Origin of the sequence: Streptomyces sp. Tue6028 (assembly GCF_002300165.1) — a bacterium.
In the GTDB taxonomy this organism is placed as follows: Bacteria; Actinomycetota; Actinomycetes; order Streptomycetales; family Streptomycetaceae; genus Streptomyces; species Streptomyces siamensis.
The window spans coordinates 1-18,288 of record NZ_MLCE01000003.1 but is presented as its reverse complement, the minus strand read 5'-3'; the positions used below and the strand labels follow the sequence as shown (position 1 = coordinate 18,288).

At 71.9% G+C, this 18,288-nt stretch carries 17 protein-coding genes; 6 read left to right on the top strand and 11 right to left on the bottom strand.

Annotation, left to right across the window (positions count from 1 at the left end):
* The first annotated feature begins 3 nt into the window (after positions 1-3).
* Complete coding sequence (locus BKI49_RS01990) at positions 4-651, top strand: PadR family transcriptional regulator (RefSeq protein WP_257004578.1); 648 nt, start codon at positions 4-6, stop codon at positions 649-651.
* 244 nt (positions 652-895) lie between these two features.
* On the opposite strand, the gene BKI49_RS01985 is transcribed toward BKI49_RS01990, so the two are convergent.
* The 11 genes from BKI49_RS01985 to BKI49_RS01935 form a co-directional block, all read right to left on the bottom strand.
* The gene (locus BKI49_RS01985; protein ID WP_095932424.1) at positions 896-1,441 is read right to left on the bottom strand and encodes a hypothetical protein; all 546 of its coding nucleotides are present in this window, start codon (positions 1,439-1,441) and stop codon (positions 896-898) included.
* 312 nt (positions 1,442-1,753) lie between these two features.
* The gene (locus BKI49_RS01980) at positions 1,754-2,683 is read right to left on the bottom strand and encodes a LysR family transcriptional regulator (RefSeq protein WP_095932423.1); all 930 of its coding nucleotides are present in this window, start codon (positions 2,681-2,683) and stop codon (positions 1,754-1,756) included.
* Between the two features lie 104 nt (positions 2,684-2,787).
* Positions 2,788-3,789: a fibronectin type III domain-containing protein gene (locus tag BKI49_RS01975; RefSeq protein WP_095932422.1), complete on the bottom strand. Its 1,002-nt coding sequence runs from the start codon at positions 3,787-3,789 to the stop codon at positions 2,788-2,790.
* A 461-nt stretch (positions 3,790-4,250) separates the two neighbouring features.
* A complete protein-coding gene (locus tag BKI49_RS01970) occupies positions 4,251-4,667 on the bottom strand; it encodes a PTS-dependent dihydroxyacetone kinase phosphotransferase subunit DhaM (RefSeq protein ID WP_095932421.1) in 417 nt (138 codons plus the stop codon).
* Entirely contained in the window at positions 4,660-5,259 is a 600-nt protein-coding gene (gene dhaL / locus BKI49_RS01965; protein ID WP_095932420.1) for a dihydroxyacetone kinase subunit DhaL, read from the bottom strand. Before dhaL ends, BKI49_RS01970 begins: the two co-directional genes overlap by 8 nt.
* 330 nt (positions 5,260-5,589) lie before the next feature.
* Entirely contained in the window at positions 5,590-6,582 is a 993-nt protein-coding gene (dhaK, locus tag BKI49_RS01960) for a dihydroxyacetone kinase subunit DhaK (protein WP_095932419.1), read from the bottom strand.
* A gap of 558 nt (positions 6,583-7,140) precedes the next feature.
* Positions 7,141-8,160, bottom strand: coding sequence for a Gfo/Idh/MocA family protein (locus BKI49_RS01955; RefSeq protein WP_095932418.1), 1,020 nt, complete (start codon positions 8,158-8,160; stop codon positions 7,141-7,143).
* 25 nt (positions 8,161-8,185) lie between these two features.
* Positions 8,186-9,088 (bottom strand): sugar phosphate isomerase/epimerase family protein, encoded by a 903-nt coding sequence (locus BKI49_RS01950; protein ID WP_095932417.1) that lies wholly within the window; start codon positions 9,086-9,088, stop codon positions 8,186-8,188.
* A 1-nt stretch (position 9,089) separates the two neighbouring features.
* A complete protein-coding gene (locus tag BKI49_RS01945; protein WP_095932600.1) occupies positions 9,090-10,010 on the bottom strand; it encodes an ATP-binding cassette domain-containing protein in 921 nt (306 codons plus the stop codon).
* Positions 10,011-10,018: 8 nt separating this feature from the next.
* On the bottom strand, positions 10,019-11,095 hold the full coding sequence (locus tag BKI49_RS01940) for an ABC transporter permease (RefSeq protein ID WP_179332299.1): 1,077 nt from the start codon (positions 11,093-11,095) through the stop codon (positions 10,019-10,021).
* A complete protein-coding gene (locus tag BKI49_RS01935) occupies positions 11,095-12,114 on the bottom strand; it encodes a sugar ABC transporter substrate-binding protein (RefSeq protein ID WP_095932415.1) in 1,020 nt (339 codons plus the stop codon). Before BKI49_RS01935 ends, BKI49_RS01940 begins: the two co-directional genes overlap by 1 nt.
* A gap of 292 nt (positions 12,115-12,406) precedes the next feature.
* Here BKI49_RS01935 and iolC point away from each other — a divergent pair, with 292 nt between their 5' ends.
* The 5 genes from iolC to BKI49_RS01910 all read left to right on the top strand — a co-directional run bounded on the left by iolC (position 12,407) and on the right by BKI49_RS01910 (position 18,242).
* Positions 12,407-13,363 (top strand): 5-dehydro-2-deoxygluconokinase, encoded by a 957-nt coding sequence (gene iolC, locus BKI49_RS01930; RefSeq protein WP_095932414.1) that lies wholly within the window; start codon positions 12,407-12,409, stop codon positions 13,361-13,363.
* Positions 13,364-13,391: 28 nt separating this feature from the next.
* On the top strand, positions 13,392-14,270 hold the full coding sequence (locus BKI49_RS01925) for a Cgl0159 family (beta/alpha)8-fold protein (RefSeq protein ID WP_095932413.1): 879 nt from the start codon (positions 13,392-13,394) through the stop codon (positions 14,268-14,270).
* A 325-nt stretch (positions 14,271-14,595) separates the two neighbouring features.
* Positions 14,596-15,507, top strand: a complete 912-nt coding sequence (iolB, locus tag BKI49_RS01920) for a 5-deoxy-glucuronate isomerase (RefSeq protein WP_095932412.1) — start codon at positions 14,596-14,598, stop codon at positions 15,505-15,507.
* Positions 15,504-17,378, top strand: a complete 1,875-nt coding sequence (iolD, locus tag BKI49_RS01915; protein WP_095932411.1) for a 3D-(3,5/4)-trihydroxycyclohexane-1,2-dione acylhydrolase (decyclizing) — start codon at positions 15,504-15,506, stop codon at positions 17,376-17,378. Before iolB ends, iolD begins: the two co-directional genes overlap by 4 nt.
* Before the next feature lie 63 nt (positions 17,379-17,441).
* On the top strand, positions 17,442-18,242 hold the full coding sequence (locus BKI49_RS01910) for a GntR family transcriptional regulator (RefSeq protein ID WP_095932410.1): 801 nt from the start codon (positions 17,442-17,444) through the stop codon (positions 18,240-18,242).
* Positions 18,243-18,288 lie beyond the last annotated feature (46 nt).

Sequence of the window (18,288 nt, the reverse complement as noted above, 5' to 3'; positions counted from 1 at the left end):
CCCATGTCACTGCCGCACGCGATCCTCACCGCCCTGCTGGAGAAGCCGTCGTCGGGCCTTGAGCTGACCCGGCGGTTCGACAAGTCGATCGGCTACTTCTGGTCGGCGACGCATCAGCAGATCTATCGCGAGCTGGGCAAGCTGGAGGCGGAGGGCTACATCCGCGCGCTGCCCTCCGAACATCCCGCCCGAGGACAGAAGAAGAGCTACGAAGTGCTCCCGGCGGGCCGCGCCGAACTCGCCCGCTGGACCGCGGCCGCCCAGGACCCGAAGCCGCTGCGCGACACGCTGCTGCTGCGGCTGCGCGCCTCGGCCGTCGTCGGCACCGAAGGTGTCGAGGCGGACCTGCGCCGCCATCTCGAACTGCACCGCAGGCAGTTGGCCGAGTACGAGGAGATCCAGCAGCGGGACTTCCCGCCGGGCAAGGACGCCACGCAGGACCGGCTGCGCCATCTCGTGCTGCGCGCCGGCATCGACCTGGAGACGTTCTGGACGCAGTGGCTCGCCCACGCGCTGGAGGAGTTCGAGCAGTTCGGCGACCGGCCGTCCGGGGCCGGACCGCAGGCACTCGAAGGCGCCGCACGCGAGGGTGCGTCCGGGGCGGACGCGGGACGCGCGGACAGCGCGCGCGACGAGACGCCGGGGGAGTAGACGCCCCGCGGGCGGGGGACCGGAGCGGGCGCCCGGAGAGGATGGCCGGCGGCCGTCCGTGGTGTCGGCCCGGTCGAGTGGGCGGCCGTCCGTGGCGCCGACCCGGTCGAGTGGGCGGCCGTCCGTGGCGCCGAGCCGGTCGAGTGGGCGGCCGTCCTTAGTGCCGACCCGGTCGGTTGGACGGCCGCGGGTGAGGCGGGCCCCGGCATCGGGGTCCAGGGCACCGGGGGGCCGGGGCCCGGGATCAGAGGCGGTGAGGCTTGGACCGGCGACGCAGGAACCAGGCCGCCGCCACACTGCCGGTGGCGACCAGTGCGGCGCCGCCCACGACGGTGATCGTCCCGTAGTCCTCGACGGCTCCGCCGAAACCGCCCATGACGCCTCGCGACGGTGCGGCCGAGCTCGTCGCGGAAATCGTGGGCGTGGAGGGGGCCGAGACGATGATGGACTGGGTGCCCGCGGTCGACCCGCTCTGGCACACCACGATGACGGTGTAGGTACCGGGGCTCACCCCGGTCCAGGACGCCGACTGGCTGGTGCTGGTGCCGGTCAGCGGCATCTGGCGCCCCTGGGCGAAGTTCGCCTGCCCGCTGGAGAGCAGCGAGGCGATGCCGAAGCTGCTGCCGTTGCTGGGGCAGGCACTCGTGGTGACCGTGACGGCGCTGCCGCTGGTACTCACGGAGATCCCGGACGCCCGCGCGACGGCCGACGGGGCGGCCAGGGTGAGCGGAAGCGCAGCGGCGGCGGCCACGGTCAGGCCGGAACGGAGAAATATCTGAGTCTTACGCATAGGAACTGCCCTCCAGCGGCACGGTTGGCGGTACATCCCATGCGCCGCCGAGGATTGGAAAGGCCCGTGCTGCCTCAGGGCGAGCCAACGTGTACCTGGCCCGACCCGCATGCGGACGGGGACCGGGCAGGTGAACAATTCCTTCGTCCGGCGGACGCCGGGTGGCCCGTCACGCGCGTCCGGCGGACGGCCCGGGGCTCGTCACGCGCGTTCCGCGGACGGGCGGTTGCTCCTGACTCGCGTACCGCGGACGGCCGGTGGCTCCTCACGCGCGGGCGGACCGTCCGTTCCGCGGCGTGGGCCGGCCGGTCGTCACCAGGTGCGGCCGGCCTGGAGCAGCCGCTCGCGGACGAGGGCCACGTGCGGATTGTCCGAGGCGCCGGGCCGCTGGGTGAGATATCCGGTGTTGATCGGCGGGTCCTCGGGGGTCAGCAGCGGGACCAGGGCGCCGGTGGCCAGCTCGTCGAGGCACAGATAGCGGGGGAGCACGGAGATCCCCGCGCCGGCGACGACCGCGGCGAGGACGCCACGCAGATCGGGCACCGTGATCGCGGCCTGCCCGGTCAGCCGCGTCCCGAAGACGTGCCGCCAGTAGCGGCGGGCGATGGGCAGGTCCTCCGCGTACGTCACCAGGGGCACCCCGTGGAGCGCGGCGGGTCCCTCCGCCGCGACCCGTTCCGGGCCGATCCGCTCGGCCCAGGCGGGGGCGGCCACGAGCACGAACTCCTCGTCCATCAGAGGAACGGACGTCAGGGTCCGCCCACGTGGCCGGATCGTGGCGATCACCAGGTCGAAGCGGCCACCGCGCAGGCCTTCCAGGAGTTCGTCGGTGAGGCCAGTGCTGATCCGGAGCCGGACGCCCTGCCGGGTGAGCGGTGCCAGCGCCGGCAGCGCCCTCACGCACAGCAGTTCGGCGGGGCCCGCCACATGGACGGGGTCCGGCGGCTGGTCCGCACCGAGGCCGCCGCGGTCCGCGACCGCCGCCAGCGCGTCCAGCGGGGCCGCCACCTGGGCGGCCAGTTCGTCCGCCACCGACGTGGGCACCACACCCCGCGGCCGCCGCTCGAACAGTTCTCTGCCGAGCTGCTCCTCCAGGGACCGCATCTGTGTCGTCACGGTCGGCTGGGACAGGCCGAGCAGCCGCCCGGCCGCCGTGAAGGACCCGCTCCGGTGCACCGCGAGGAAGGTGCGCAGCAGGGAGAGATCGAGCTGTGCCGCGACATTGGGTTCCCTATGGGCCATGCGGGCAAGCCTAGGTCGTACCTATCACTCAGCTCCCTCAGGGGCCGGGTCCCGTTCCGGTCGACTCCCGGCCCCGTGGGTCAGTTCGTCTCCCGGCCCCTGGATCAGTTCGTCTCCTGGTCCGTGGAGCCGGTCGTCACCGAGCGTTCCGCCGACAGGCCGCCCCAGGTCCCGTCCGGCAGCTTCGCCCGGATCCGCACCCGGTGCGCGACCCCGGCCTCCCGGCCCACGTAGAAGCTGTACGTCGACCTCCCGCTGGGCGGGGTGCCGCCCCACACCAGCGAGGTCACCGGAGCCCCGTCGAGGTGGATCTGATACTCCGTGATCACGCCGTCCACCTCGGGCGGGACCCACGACAGGTCGATGTAGTAGGCGCCGTCCGCGCGGTGCGTCGCGGCGCGGAAGTCCGTCGGGGCCGTGCCCCTGTTGTCGGCGGCACCCCGCGCGGTGGTGACCGGGACCGTCGCGCTGGGGGCGGAGAGGTTGTCCGCCGCGTCGCGCGCCCGCACCGTGAAGCGGTAGTGCGTGCCCGGCCTCAGCCCGGTGACCACGGTCGCCGTCTGCCCGCCCCCGACGCTGTGGATCTTCGAGGTGCCCTGGTAGACGTCGTACGAGGTCACGCCCCGGTCGTCCGTCGACCGCTCCCAGGACAGCTGCACCGCCCGGCTCCCGACCGCCTTGCCGTGCGGCGTGCCGGGGCGGGTGGGGGCCGTGCCGTCGGCCGCTGCCTGGGCCGGCGTGGTGGCGCGCACCGGCTTGCTGGGCGGCCCCGCGTCCCCGGCGGCGTTCCGCGCCCGGACCGTGAAGACGTACGTGGTGGCAGGTTCGAGTCTGGAGACGTCCACCATGTGCTCGGCGCCGGAGACCTCCTCGACCTTCGTGGTGCCGCGATAGATCTCGTAGCGGGTGATCTTCGGGTCGGCGGACGCCACGTTCCACATGACGTGCACGCTGGTGGCGCTGCCCGCCGCGGCGGTGACCCCCAGGGGCGCCGAGGGCAGCCGTTCGCCCGGGTTCTGGTCGCCCCCGCCCCAGGCGCAGGACGTCAGGACGAGCAGCGAACCGCACAGCGGTCCGCACATCAACGCAAGGGGAACGCGTCGCACGGCACTGCCCTCCCTCGACGGGATTGGTCTGTACCTATAAGACAACGGTTGGCGTGGTCGCTTCAAGAGGGAGGGTCGCCGTTCGTCGGGCGGTCGCGCGGTACGTATGCTGATCCCTGACGCGGCGTGAACTCACGCTTGTCCCAACGGAGTTCATGTCCACGGCGCGGACCGCTGTCGTCGCTGATCCCGCGCCGGCGAGAGCGGCCGGGCGGCCCGAGCCGGGGTCGGCTCCGGCCGCCCGGCCGCACGGCGCCCGAGCGTATCTCCCCTGCCCAGTCCGGCCCCGCCCGGCGGTGTCCGAGTGGACGCACCGTCAGATGCCCACCAGGCTTCCGGGGCGGGTGGGCCCGTGTCGTCGGCCGCCGCCTGGACCGGCGTGGCCACGCCGTCCCTGACGGGCGGTCGCCGACGGCCGGAGCACCGGGCGGTCAGGACCGAGCGTGCGACGATTCCGCCGCTCAGGTCTTCCGGTAGCTGTACGCCTCCGCGGCAGCCGCCTCGACCGCGTCCAGATCCGCGCCCGCCGACGCCGTGACGACCGCGGCGACCGCGCCCTCGACGAAGGGGGCGTCGACGAGACGCGCCCCGTCGGGGAGCTCGTCGCCCTCGGCGAGCAGGGCCTTGACGGTGAGGACCGCACTGCCGAGGTCGGTGAGGACGGCGATCCCCGCGCCTTGGTCCACGGCGGCGGCAGCGGCGGCGATCAGTTCCGCACTCGTGCCGAGACCCCCGTCGGGGGTGCCGCCGGCAGGGGCGACGGGAGCGGTCGTGCCGCCGCCCGCGAGCCCCTTCGCCAGCTCGGCGACGGACGCGGCGACGGCCGCGCTGTGGGAGACCAGCACGATGCCTACGAGCTTCTCCGTCGTGTCACTCACCGGCCGCCTCCACGAGTGCCCCGATCAGCAGTGCCGAGGACGTGGCGCCCGGGTCCTGGTGCCCGATGCTGCGCTCGCCCAGATAGCTCGCCCGGCCCTTGCGTGCCTGCAAGGGTGTGGTCGCGACCGCGCCCTCGTCGGCGGCGGCCTTCGCCGCGGCGAACGACTCGGAGAGCGCGTCGACCGCCGGCACCAGCGCGTCGATCATGGTCTTGTCGCCGGGCGAGGCGCCGCCCAGCGCCATGACCGCGTCGACGCCGGCCCGCAACGCCAGGGCCAGCTGCTCCTCGGTGACCTCGGCGGCGTCCCCCAGCTCCTTGCCGGTCTTGCGCAGCAGACTGCCGTACAGCGGCCCGCTGGCTCCGCCGACCGTCGAGATGAGCTGCCGTCCCGCGAGTACGAGGACGGCGCCGGGCGTGGCCGGCGCCTCCTTCTCCAGTGCGGCTCTCACGGAGTTGAACCCGCGCTGGAGATTGCTGCCGTGGTCGGCGTCACCGATCGGGGAGTCCAGGTCGGTGAGCCGCTGCGCCTCGCGGTCCACCGACACGGCGGTCGCCGTCATCCAACGGCGGAAGAAATCGACGTCGAGCACGGAGTCTCCTTGCCTGGTACGTACATTGACTGCGCCGATGTAGACGGGTGCGGGTGCGGGTGCCGCTGCCGGAGCGGGGTGGCGCGGTGGCTCCCTGGCCGGGCGTCGACCGTGTGATGCGGCGGCCCGTAGGTGGCCAGACCCCGACGGCGCTTCGGCTGTGAATCGAGCTCACAACGTCCCGTCGTCCCGATCATCCCGCCCCCTCCGCCTGGCTCCTCGTGAACCGAGCTCACAAGGCATCGGCGGCTCCCTCCGGCCAGCCGCCGACCGCTGCTGACCGGGTTCACCTGACCACCCCGCCTCCACCCGACTGCCTGTTGACCGGGTTCACACGCCCCAGCGCAGTCCGGGCGTATTCACCGGTGCGTCCCACAGCCGCAGCAGCTCCTCGTCGACCTGGCACAGCGTCACTGAAGCGCCGGCCATGTCCAGTGAGGTGACGTAGTTGCCGACCAGTGTGCGCGCGACGGGCACGCCTCGCTCGCTCAGCACCCGCTGCACCTCCGCGTTGAAGCCGTACAGCTCGATCAGCGGGGTCGCGCCCATGCCGTTCACCAGGACCAGGACGGGGTTGCGCGGTTCGAGGTCCTCCAGGATCGCGTGCACCGAGAAGTCGGCGATCTCCCGCGAGGTCATCATCGCCCGCCGTTCCCGGCCCGGCTCGCCGTGGATGCCCACGCCCAGCTCCAGCTCCCCGGGCGGCAGGTCGAAGGTGGGACTGCCCTTGGCCGGGGTCGTGCAGGCGCTGAGGGCCACGCCGAAGCTGCGCGAGTTCTCGTTGACCTGCCGGGCGATCGACTGGACGCGTTCCAGCGGCGCGCCCTCGTCGGCCGCGGCGCCCGCGATCTTCTCCACGAAGAGGGTCGCCCCGGTACCGCGTCGTCCGGCGGTGTAGAGGCTGTCGGTGACCGCGACGTCGTCGTTGACGAGGACCTTCGCGACTTGGATGCCCTCGTCCTCGGCGAGCTCCGCCGCCATGTCGAAGTTGAGGACGTCGCCCGTGTAGTTCTTGACGATGAACAGCACGCCGGCGCCGCTGTCCACGGCCGCCGCGGCACGCACCATCTGATCCGGCACCGGCGAGGTGAAGACCTCGCCCGGACAGGCCGCCGAGAGCATCCCGGGACCCACGAAACCACCATGGAGCGGCTCGTGCCCCGAGCCGCCGCCGGAGACGAGGCCCACCTTGCCGGCCACGGGGGCGTCCCGCCGTACGATCACCCGGTTCTCGACGTCCACCGTCAGCTCCGGGTGCGCTGCCGCCATGCCCCGCAGCGCGTCCGCGACCACCGTCTCGGCCACGTTGATGAGCATCTTCATGGAAACCTCCTGGTGGGCCTGGCAGCTGTGCCTCCGACGGGTGTCCGCCCAGGTCGGAGGAGCTGGAGGTGGTGTGTGGTCTGGGTGCTCCGGGGCGTCGGGAAGCGGACCGCGGCGGGGTTGACGCCGATCCGTCGACGGCGGCGGTGCACGGCCGTCGGACGGGGGAGCGCTGAGGACGGGCTGAATCGACAGTCCATGGTCAATCGGCAGTCCATAGTCAGAAGTATCGGCGCTCGCCAGGTGATGGTCACGTGGGCGGACGCTTCCGGCGCCGACGAGTCGTGTTCGACCCCCGCCGGATGCGTGCGCGAGGCGGGGACGGAGCGCCGGTGTCCCCGGGGCCGCCCGCAGGCGCGGACAAACGGCCGGGGGCACCGCGCCGCGCACGCCCGATCCGCCCGGTGCCCGGGCGGCGCCCCCCGGTACCGCGACCGGTGAGCGGCGCCCCCGCTACCGTGACCGGTGAGCGGCGCCCCCGGCACCGCGACCGGTCTCCGGAAGCGGGAAGGCCGCGGGAACCGGCGGGGCGGCACCGCCGGGTGGACGGCCGCCGGTTCAGCGGTACAGCGCGGGCCGGTCGATCAGCTCGACCTCCGTGCGGCAGCCCTCCGCCTGGGCACGCACCCCCGCCTCGCAGACGGCGGCCGCCGCGTAGCCGTCCCAGCTGCTGGGGCCGGTGACCTCGCCGCGCAGAGTGGCGTCGACCCAGGCCTGCACCTCACGGTCGTAGGCGTCCACGAAGCGCTCCACGAAGTCGGGGGCGATGGAACCGCCCCACCGTCCGGCCGTGTTGACCATCATGCCGTGGGCCTCGCCGATGCGTGCCGTGCCGTTCTCGCAGACCGCCTCGGCCTGCACCTGGTAGCCGAAGCGGCAGTTCGCGTAGATCTCCACGTCGACCAGGACGCCCCCGTCCGTCTCGAACACGACGAACTGCGGGTCGGACAGACCCTCGGGCGCGTTGCCCGAGGGCCTCGGCTTCATCACCGTGATCGCGGTGATCTCCTGGTCCAGCAGCCAGCGGGCGACGTCCATCTCGTGCACGACGGAGTCGTTGATGAGCATCTGCTCGGTGAAGTACGGCAGGACGTCGGCGTTGCGGTGCCGGTTGTGCAGCATCAGCGGCCGGCCCAGCTGACCGCTGTCCAGCAGCGCCTTGAGCCGCAGGTACTCGGCGTCGTAGCGCCGCATGAACCCGACCTGGACCCGCCGGTGGCCGAGCCGCTGTTCGGCCTCCATGACCCGCAGCGCCGACGCCGCGTCCGGGGTGAGCGGCTTCTCGCACAGCACCGGCAGGTCGTGTTCGAAGGCGGTGAGGAGCGCCGCCTCGTGCGCGGGTCCGGGGGAGGCGACGATCACGGCGTCGACGTCGTCCGCGGCCAGCGCGGCGGCCGGGTCCGTGTACGCGGTGCAGCCGCCGATGCCGTCGGCGAGCTGCTTGGCCCGCTCGGCGTCGATGTCCACGACGGCGCTCACCCGCGCCCCGCTGGTCACCTCGGAGATGCGACGCACATGGTCGGCGCCCATCCGGCCGGTGCCGATGACGGCGACCCCGAGGGTTGCGTGCTGGGTCATGGTGGTCGGTGGTCCCTTCGGGTGGTCAGGCGCCGCAGGAGCGGAGGAACGCGCGGGTGCGGACGGCGATGGGCAGCGGCTTGTCCGGCTCGCAGGGGTACATGTCCTGCTCGACGATGCCGAACAGGTCGACGCCCAGTCGCTGGGCGGCGGCCAGCACCGGCTCCAGATCCGGTACGCCCGTGGGGGGTTCGCACATCACACCGCGCTGCACGGCGGGACCGAACGGCACCTCGTTCTCGACGACGTCGGCGAGGACGGCCGGGTCCACCTGCTTGAGGTGGAGGTAGCCGATGCGTTCGCCGTAGGTCTCGATGAGCTTGACGCTGTCGCCGCCGCAGTAGGCGTAGTGCCCGGTGTCCAGGCACAGGTTGACGAGGTCGGAGTCGGTGGAGTCGAGGAAGCGTTCGACGTGGTCCTCGGTGTCGATGTGGGTGTCCGCGTGCGGGTGGACGACGATGTCGAGACCGTACGTCTCCCTGACCTCGTGACCGAGCCGTTCCATGCCCTTGGTCAGATGGGCCCACTGCTCGGCGGTCAGCTCCCGCGGTTCGAGGAGCTCGGCGGTCTTGTCGTCGCGCCAGAAGGAGGGGATGACCACCAGGTGCCGGGCGCCCATGGCGCGGGTGAGCGCGGCGACCTGGCCGACGTGCTCCCAGGTCGCGTCCCACACGGCCGGCCCGTGGTGCAGGGAGGTGAAGACCGTCCCGGCCGACACCCGCAGGTCGCGCGCGGCCACCTCGTCGGCGAGCCGGGCCGGGTCGGTCGGCAGATAGCCGTACGGGCCGAGCTCGATCCAGGAGTAGCCCGCCTCGGCGACCTCGTCCAGGAAGCGTTCCCAGGGCACCTGGTGCGGGTCGTCGCGGAACCAGACGCCCCAGGAGTCCGGGGCCGAGCCGACCCGGATGCGGTCCAGGGCTTGGGTCATGTCAGGGGGTCCCTTCCGGAGTGGCCGATACGGGGGCGGTGGCCTGGAGGTCCTCGGCTTCCGGGAGCCCCTCGACGTCGACGCCGCGCACCTGCGCCAGTTCGTGCTTGAGCGCGGCGAGTTCGGCGCCGCCTGCCATGTGGTTGGTGAGCTCCTCCAGGCCCACCTCGTCGCGGTCCGCGCTGAGCTCCATGGTGCCGAGCCGCAGGACGCTGAAGTGGTCACCGACCATGTAGGCGTGGTGCGGGTTGTGGGTGATGAAGATGACGCCGAGTCCGCGGTCGCGGGCGGCGGCGATGTACTTGAGGACGACGCCGGACTGCTTGACGCCGAGCGCCGCGGTCGGCTCGTCGAGGATGAGCACGCGGGCGCCGAAGTAGACGGCGCGGGCGATGGCCACGGACTGGCGCTGGCCGCCGGACAGGGTGCCGATGGGCTGGTCCAGGTCGTCCAGGACGATGCCCATGTTGCGCAGTTCCTGGTCGGCGGTCCGCTTCATCCGCGCGATGTCGAGGCGCCGTACCGGCCAGGGGCCGCGGGTCATCTCGGAGCCCAGGAAGAAGTTCCGCCAGACCGGCATCAGCGGGACGGTGGCGAGATCCTGGTACACGGTGGCGATGCCGGCGTCGAGGGCCTCGCGCGGGCTGCCGAAGCGGACCGGCCGCCCGTCGACGAGGAACTCGCCCTCGGTGTGCTGGTGCAGCCCGGAGATGATCTTGATGAGGGTGGACTTGCCGGCACCGTTGTCGCCGAGGACACAGGTGACCTGGCCCGGGCGGACGGTGAGGGAGACGCCGTGCAGGGCGCGGATGTTGCCGTACGACTTGCCGGCGGCGCGGAGTTCGACGATCGGGGCGGTACCGTCGTCGGGCGGGGTGTCCTGGAGTACGGCGCCGGAGGGGCCGGAACCCTTGCTGGTCATGAGTCGGTTCACCTCCGGGTCGCCGTGCGGCGGACCCACAGATTGATGAGCGTGGCGCCGAGCAGCATCACGCCGAGGAAGGCCTTGAACCAGTCGGGGTTCCAACCGGCGTAGACGATGCCCTGGTTCACCATGCCGAACATGAAGGCGCCGAAGACCGGGCCGATCGCGGAGCCGTAGCCGCCGGTGAGCAGGCAGCCGCCGATCACCGCGGCGGCGATGTAGATCAGCTCCTGGCCGACGCCCTCGCCCGACTGCACGGTGTTGAAGGAGAACAGCTGGTGCATGCCCACGAACCAGGCGCCGAAGCCCACGGTCATGAACAGCGTGATCTTGGTGAAGGTCACCGGCACGCCGACCGCGCGGGCGCTCTCCTGGTTGCCGCCGACCGCGAAGATCCAGTTGCCGTACTTGGTGCGGAGCAGCACCCAGGTGGCGAGCGCGGCGAAGACCAGCCACCACACGATGGTGATCTTCACCTGGACGCCGCCGACGTCGAAGGACGAGGCGAAGATCTTCCGCGCCTGGCCGAAGCCGTCCATGTTGCTGATGTCGTCGGTGGCCACGTTGCCGGTCACCGATTTGGTGATCGCGAGGTTCACGCCCTGCAGGATCAGGAAGGTGCCGAGGGTGACGAGGAAGCTCGGCAGCCCGGTGCGGACCATCATCCAGCCGTTGAACGCGCCGATCGCCAGGGACACCACGAGGGCGGTGATCACGCCTGCCCAGACGTTCATGGTCAGTTGGTAGCTGAGCATGCTCGCGGTGAGCGCCGAGGTGATCACGGCGACGCCGGAGGACAGGTCGAACTCGCCGCCGATCATCAGCAGGGCCACCGGCAGGGCCATGATGCCGATCGTCGACGACTGGTAGAGCACGGTCGCCATCGAGCTGCCGGAGCGGACCGACGGCGCCGCCGCGAGGAAGAAGACGAACACGGCGACCGCACCGAGGAAGACACCGACCTCGGGGCGGGCGAGCAGTCTGAGCGCCAGGGGGCGTTGCGCCGTCCGCCCGTCGGTCTCCTTGGGGCCGGGGGCCGGCGGTGTGGTCACCGCCGGCTCAGCCTGTTGGGCCATGCTCATCACCGGGTGCCCTTCGAGGCGAACTTGGCGACGGCGTCGACGTTGCTCTTGTCGACGAAGGCCGGGCCGGTCAGGGTCGGCTGCTCACCGCCGCCGCTGTAGTTGCCGTTGTTCTTGTAGAGCCAGAGGGAGTCGACCGCCAGATAGCCCTGGAGGTAGGGCTGCTGGTCGACGGCGAACTGGATGGTGCCCTTGCCGATGGCCGTGGTCAGGTCCTTGTTGAGGTCGAAGGTGGCGATCTTCGCCTTGCTGCCGGCGTCGCCCACCGACTGCACGGCGGTCAGCGCGAAGGGGGCGCCGAGGGCGACGACGTAGTCGATGGCCTTGTCCTGCTTGAGCTTCGCGGTGATCGTCGACTTCACGGACGGCATGTCGGTGCCGTTGACGTAGAGCGTCTCGGTCGAGCCGCTGAACGTCTTCTTCACGCCGTCGCAGCGCTGGGTCAGACCGATGTTGCCCTGCTCCTGGATCACGCAGACGGCCTTCTTGGCGCCTTCCGCGTTGAGCTTGTTGCCGAGCGCCTCACCCGCGACCGTCTCGTCCTGGCCGAAGAACGACATCAGGCCCAGCTTCTTCCAGTCGCTGACACCGGAGTTGAGCCCGACCACGGGTATGCCCGCCGACTTCGCCCTGCCCACGACGTCCTTCATGGCGTCCGGCTTGGCGAGGGTGATGGCGATGCCGTCGACCTTCTGGTCGATCGCGTTCTGGACGAAGTTGGCCTGGGTGCCCGCGTTCGGGTCCGCGGAGTAGACGAGCTTGATGTTGTCCTTGGCGGCCGCGGCCTCCGCACCCTTGCGGACGATGTCCCAGAACGTGTCGCCGGGGGCCTGGTGCGTGACCAGCGCGACCGTCATCCGGGGCGTGTTGGCCTTGCCGGCCGACCCGTCGGCGCTGCTCTCCTCCGCCTTCTTGCCGCCCGAGCTGCTGGAACAGCCGGCGACCAGGAGGGCGGATGCCGCCGCCACCGCTACGAGCGGGGCGATTCTGCGTGAACGGGCGTGAAACGTGCGGTCCATCTTTCCAGCACCTCACTGTGCGACGGGGGAAAGGGAAGGGGACGGCGCGGGGCGCAAGACCCAGCGGGGCCCGGACCGGGGGTCCGGGTCGTGTGGTGGTGCCGCGGCTGCTTCGTTGGGACGGGATACAAGTCCCTGTTGTACCCGCCTGTCAATACTTTGTTAAGACATCATTTCAGGAGCAGGTCCGAATGTCCGTACATACTCTTGACAGGGGAGAACGGAGGGTCCTACACCTAAGAGGCATCGGGCGCCCCATCGGCCCGCATCCCACGCATCAGGAGCGTCACGCATGCCTGAGTCCGCTGATTCCTTCGACCTCATCACCATGGGACGCATAGGCGTCGATCTCTACCCCCTGCAGACGGGTGTTCCACTCGCACAGGTCGAGTCCTTCGGGAAGTTCCTCGGCGGCTCCGCGTCCAACGTCGCGGTCGCCGCCGCACGGCTCGGCCGGAGCACCGCGGTGATCACCCGCACGGGTCGGGACCCCTTCGGCGGCTACCTCCACCAGGCACTCAAGGAGTTCGGCGTCGACGACCGCTGGGTCATACCGGTGGAGGCCTACCCCACACCGGTCACGTTCTGCGAGATCTTCCCGCCCGACGACTTCCCGCTGTACTTCTACCGGCAGCCCAAGGCGCCGGACCTGGAGATCCACACCGACGAACTGGACTTCTTCGCCATCCGCTCGGCACGCGTCTTCTGGATCACCGGCACCGGCCTCAGCGAGGAGCCCAGCCGCTCGGCCACGCTCGCCGCGCTCAAGGCGCGCGGCAGGTCGGGGATCACCGTCTTCGACCTCGACTGGCGCCCCATGTTCTGGAAGGACCCCGAATCCGCGCGCCCGTACTACGCCGAGGCACTGCGCCACGCCACCGTGGCCGTCGGCAATCTCGACGAGTGCGAGATCGCCACCGGCGTCCGCGAACCGCACGCCTGCGCCCAGGCGTTGCTCGACGCGGGCGTCGAACTCGCCGTCGTCAAAAAGGGCCCGGACGGAGTCCTCGCCGTCCACCGCGACGGCACCGTAGCCGAGGTCCCGCCCGTCCCCGTCGAGGTCGTCAACGGCCTCGGCGCGGGAGACGCGTTCGGCGGCTCGCTCTGCCACGGTCTGCTGGCCGGCCTGCCGTTGGAGAAGACCATCCGGTACGCCAACGCGGCCGGGGCGATCGTCGCGTCCCGGCTCGCCTGCTCCTCCGCCATGCCCACCGAGTCCGAGGTCGAGGACCTTCTCGCGCGCGGCTGACCGAGGCCACCCCCGAACGGAGCCCGACTTGAGTATCAGCATCCCCGACCTCGTCACGGTGCGTGCCCGGCACCCGGAGGCCATCGCAGAGGCGGCCGCCCGCCGTGTCCGCCGCCCGTTCGTCGGCGACAGCGGCCGGCTGATGATCGTCGCCGCCGACCACCCCGCCCGCGGCGCGCTCGGCGTCGGCGGTCACCGGCTCGCCATGGCGAACCGCGCGGATCTCCTCGAACGTCTCTGCGTCGCGCTGTCACGGCCCGGCGTGGACGGGGTGCTCGGCACCGCCGACATCCTCGAGGACCTGCTGCTCCTGGGCGTCCTGGAGGGAAAGGTCGTGATGGGCTCCATGAACCGTGGCGGGCTCGCCGGGTCGTCATTCGAGATGGACGACCGCTTCACCGGCCACCGCGCCGAGGACATCGAACGGCTCCGCTTCGACGCCGGCAAGCTCCTGCTGCGCATCGACCACGACGACCCCGGATCACTGGAGACCCTGGAGAGCGCCGCCCGTGCCGTCGACGACATGGCGGCCCGGCGACTCCCGCTGTTCGTCGAGCCGTTCGTCTCGCGCCGGGTGGACGGCACGGTCCGCAACGACCTCGGCGCCGAGGCCGTCACCCGTTCCATCGCCATCGCCTCTGGGCTCGGCGGCACCTCCGCCTACACCTGGCTCAAACTCCCCGTCACCACCGACCCCGACGACATGGCCCAGGTGCTGGAGACCTCCACCCTGCCCGCGGTGCTGCTCGGGGGCGATGTGGCCGGGGACCAGGAGGGCGCCTACGAGAGATGGCGCAAGGCCCTGCGGCTGCCGACCGTCCAGGGCATGGTCGTCGGCCGGTCGCTGCTGTATCCCGCCGAAGGCAGCGTGGAGACCGCGGTGGACACCGCGGTCGGGCTGCTCTGAACCACCGTGCGGGAGCCTCCCGCCGGCCCTGCGCGGCAGCCGCTTGCCCGAACTCCGGGCAGGAGCAACCCGATTGACGCCCTGCGCACGGCCTCCCGCCCGGTCCGGTGGGCGAGCCTCCCGCCCGGTCCGTGGACGAAGCCACTCGCCCGATCTTGTGGACGAGCTTCCCGCTCGGTCCTGTGGACGAGGCACCAGCCCAGTCCCGAGGACTAGGCACCAGCCCGATCGGCGCACGAGCCACCCGTCCGAACCCCCTTGCCCGAGCCACCGCCCGAACCCCATGCACGAATCACCGTCCCAACCCCCTTGCAGGAGCCGCCCGATGACCACCGCGCACCATCTCCCCGCGGGCAAGGCCGCGACCGGCGCCTACGCCGTGGACGTGAACCCCGGGTCGGCGGGCTGGGGCCACTCCAGCCTGCGCGTGCTGGAACTGCCGCCCGGCGGCACGCACGGCCTCGACACCGGCGACAGCGAATGGATCGTGCTTCCGCTGTCCGGCGGATGCGCCGTCTCCGTCGACGGCGAATCGTTCCCCTTGACCGGCCGGGCCGATGTCTTCAGCGGCGTCACCGACTTCGCGTACCTGCCTCGCGACGCCCACGTCTCGATCGTCTCCGAGGGCGGCGGACGGTTCGCGCTCACCGGAGCCCGCTGCACCCGCCGGCTGCCCGCACGCTACGGCCCCGCCTCGAACGTGCCGGTCGAACTGCGCGGCAGCGGCACCTGCTCCCGGCAGGTCAACAACTTCGCCGCCGCGGCCCCCGCCGGAGCCGGCCCGGAGTACGGGTTCGAGTGCGACAGCCTCATCGCCGTCGAGGTGATCACCCCCGGCGGCAACTGGTCCTCCTTCCCTCCGCACAAGCACGACGAGCACCGGCCGGGCACCGAGTCCGAACTGGAGGAGATCTACTACTTCGAGTTCGCCGGCCACCGGGGCACGCCGGGCCTCGGCTACCACCGCGTCTCGCCCTGGGGAGACGGACGCGGCACGGACGTGCTCGCCGAGGTCCGCGACGGGGACGTCGTCCTCGTCCCCGACGGCTGGCACGGACCGTCCATGGCCGTGCCGGGCCACCACATGTACTACCTGAACGTCATGGCGGGACCCGGCACCGAGCGCGCCTGGCTGATCTGCGACCACCCCGACCACGCCTGGATCCGCGACACCTGGGCCGAGCAGCCCGTAGACCCCCGACTGCCCCTCTACACCGCCCCCGAGAGGTCCCGATGAGCCCCACCACGCGCCGCCTGACGACCGCTCAGGCCCTGGTGCGCTTCCTGTCCGTCCAGTACAGCGAGCGCGACGGCGTACGCCACCGGCTGATCGCCGGCACCTGGGGCATCTTCGGACACGGCAACGTGGCCGGCATCGGACAGGCGCTGCTGGAGGCCGGCGAGGACGCCATGCCCTTCCACCAGGGGCGCAACGAACAGGCCATGGTGCACGCGGCCGTCGCCCACGCCCGCCAGCTCGACCGCCTCTCCGCGCAGGCCGTCACCACCTCGATCGGCCCCGGCGCCACCAACCTCGTCACCGGCGCGGCCCTCGCGACGATCAACCGGCTGCCCGTACTGCTCCTGCCGGGCGACTACTTCGCCGCCCGCTCCGCCGATCCACTGCTGCAGCAGCTGGAGCACCCCGTCGAGGCCGACGTCTCCGTCAACGACGCACTGCGCCCGGTCTCCCGCTACTTCGACCGGATCACGCGCCCGGAGGCACTGATCCCGTCCGCGCTGAGCGCCATGCGCGTCCTGACCGACCCTGCCGAGACCGGCGCCGTCACGCTCGCGCTGCCCCAGGACGTACAAGCGGAGGCGTACGACTGGCCCGAGGCGTTCTTCGCGGAACGCGTGTGGCCGGTACGCCGTCCCGCGCCCGACCCGGTCGAACTCGCCGAGGCCGTACGGGCGATCCGCGCCGCCCGGCGCCCTCTCCTCGTCGCGGGCGGGGGAGTGCACCACAGCGAGGCCGAGGACGCCCTCCTGGCGTTCGCCGACGCCACCGGAGTCCCGGTCGCCTCCACCCAGGCCGGCAAGGGATCGCTGCGCCACGACCACCCCGCCGACCTCGGCGGCATCGGCCACACCGGCACCGCCGTCTGCGACGCCGTCGCGCGCACCGCGGACCTGGTCATCGGCGTCGGCACCCGCTACAGCGACTTCACCACCGCGTCCCGGACACTGTTCCAGAATCCCGCCGTCCGCTTCGTCAACCTCAACATCACCGGCCTCGACGCCCACAAGCTCGCCGCCCGGCCCCTGGTGGCGGACGCGCGCACCGGCCTGGAGGCGCTGACCGCGGCCCTCACCGGGCACCGCGTCGACCCCGCGTACGAGGCCGAGTACCGCGAGGGCAAACGCCGTTGGGAGGGGATCGTCGGGGCGGCCTTCCGCGCACCGGACGAGCACGCGGTCCCGACCCAGACGCAGGTCCTCGGCGTCCTGGACTCCGTCGTCGGCGACGACGACGTGATCGTCAACGCGGCCGGATCGCTGCCCGGCGACCTGCACAAACTGTGGCGGGCCCGCGGCCCGCGCCAGTACCACCTGGAGTACGGCTACTCCTGCATGGGCTACGAGATCCCGGCCGCCGTCGGAGTCCAGCAGGCCGCGCCGGACACCCCGGTCTGGGCACTGGTCGGCGACGGTACGTACCTGATGATGCCCACCGAGATCGTCACCGCCGTCCAGGAGCACCTGCCCGTCAACCTGGTGCTGATCCAGAACCACGGTTACGCCTCCATCGGAGGCCTGTCCGAGGAGACCGGCGGCGAACGCTTCGGAACCGCCTACCGCTACCGCGCCCCCGACGGCACCTTCTCCGGCGACCCGCTCCCGGTGGACCTCGCCGCCAACGCCGCCAGCCTCGGCATGGACGTCCTCCGCGCCAAGACCGTGGGCGAACTCCGCCACGCCCTCGCCGAAGCGCGCGGCTCGCAGCGGCCGACCTGCGTGTACGTCGAGACCGACCCGGCGCCCACCGCCCCGGCGGCCGAGGCCTGGTGGGACGTGCCCGTCGCGGAGGTCGCCTCCCGCGAACCCGCCGTACGTGCCCGTGAACGGTACGACCGTCGGGCCGCCGACCGCCGGCACCACCTCTGAACTCCCCGCCGCCCGAGGACCCCCGCACCGGGGGCCCGGTGGACCGACCGTCAGGAGGACACGATGCCAAGGGGGCGAACCCGGCAGGCCGCCGGATCCCCGCGGGCGACGACCGCAGTCCCGCCCGCGGACCTCGACTTCACGCTCGACCGGAACAGTCCCGTGCCGCTCTACTACCAGCTCGCACGGCAGTTGGAGGCAGCGATCCAGCGGGGCACACCCGCCGCCGGAAGCCTGCTCGGGAACGAGGTCGAACTCGCGGGACGCCTCGGCCTGTCCCGCCCCACCGTCCGCCAGGCCATCCAGACCCTGGTCGACAAGGGACTCCTGGTCCGTCGGCGCGGCGTGGGTACGCAGGTCGTGCACAGCCAGGTGAAGCGCCCGCTGGAACTCACCAGCCTCTACGACGACTTGGAGAGCGCGGGCCAGTGCCCCACGACTCTCGTCCTGCACAACGCGGTCGAGCCGGCGGACGCCGAGGTCGCCGCCGCGCTGGGCATCGCGGAGGGCGGCGGAGTCCACCGTCTGGAACGACTGCGCCTCACCCACGGCCGGCCCGTGGCCGTCCTGTGCAATCACATCCCCGAGGGACTCCTGGACCTCGACACCGCCCGGCTGGAGTCGACCGGGCTGTACCGCATGATGCGTGCGGCCGGCATCACCCTGCACAGCGCCCGCCAGTCGGTCGGCGCCCGCTCGGCCGGCGCCGGCGAAGCGGAACGCCTGGACGAACCGGCGGGCGCGGCCCTGCTCACCATGCGACGCACCGCGTACGACGACACCGGCCGCGCGGTCGAGTACGGCACCCACATCTACCGCGCCTCGGGGTACGCCTTCGAGTTCCAACTGCTCGTCCGGCCCTGAGCGCGGAACGCGGGGCCGACCGGACGCGGAGGCGGGTGCCAGGCGG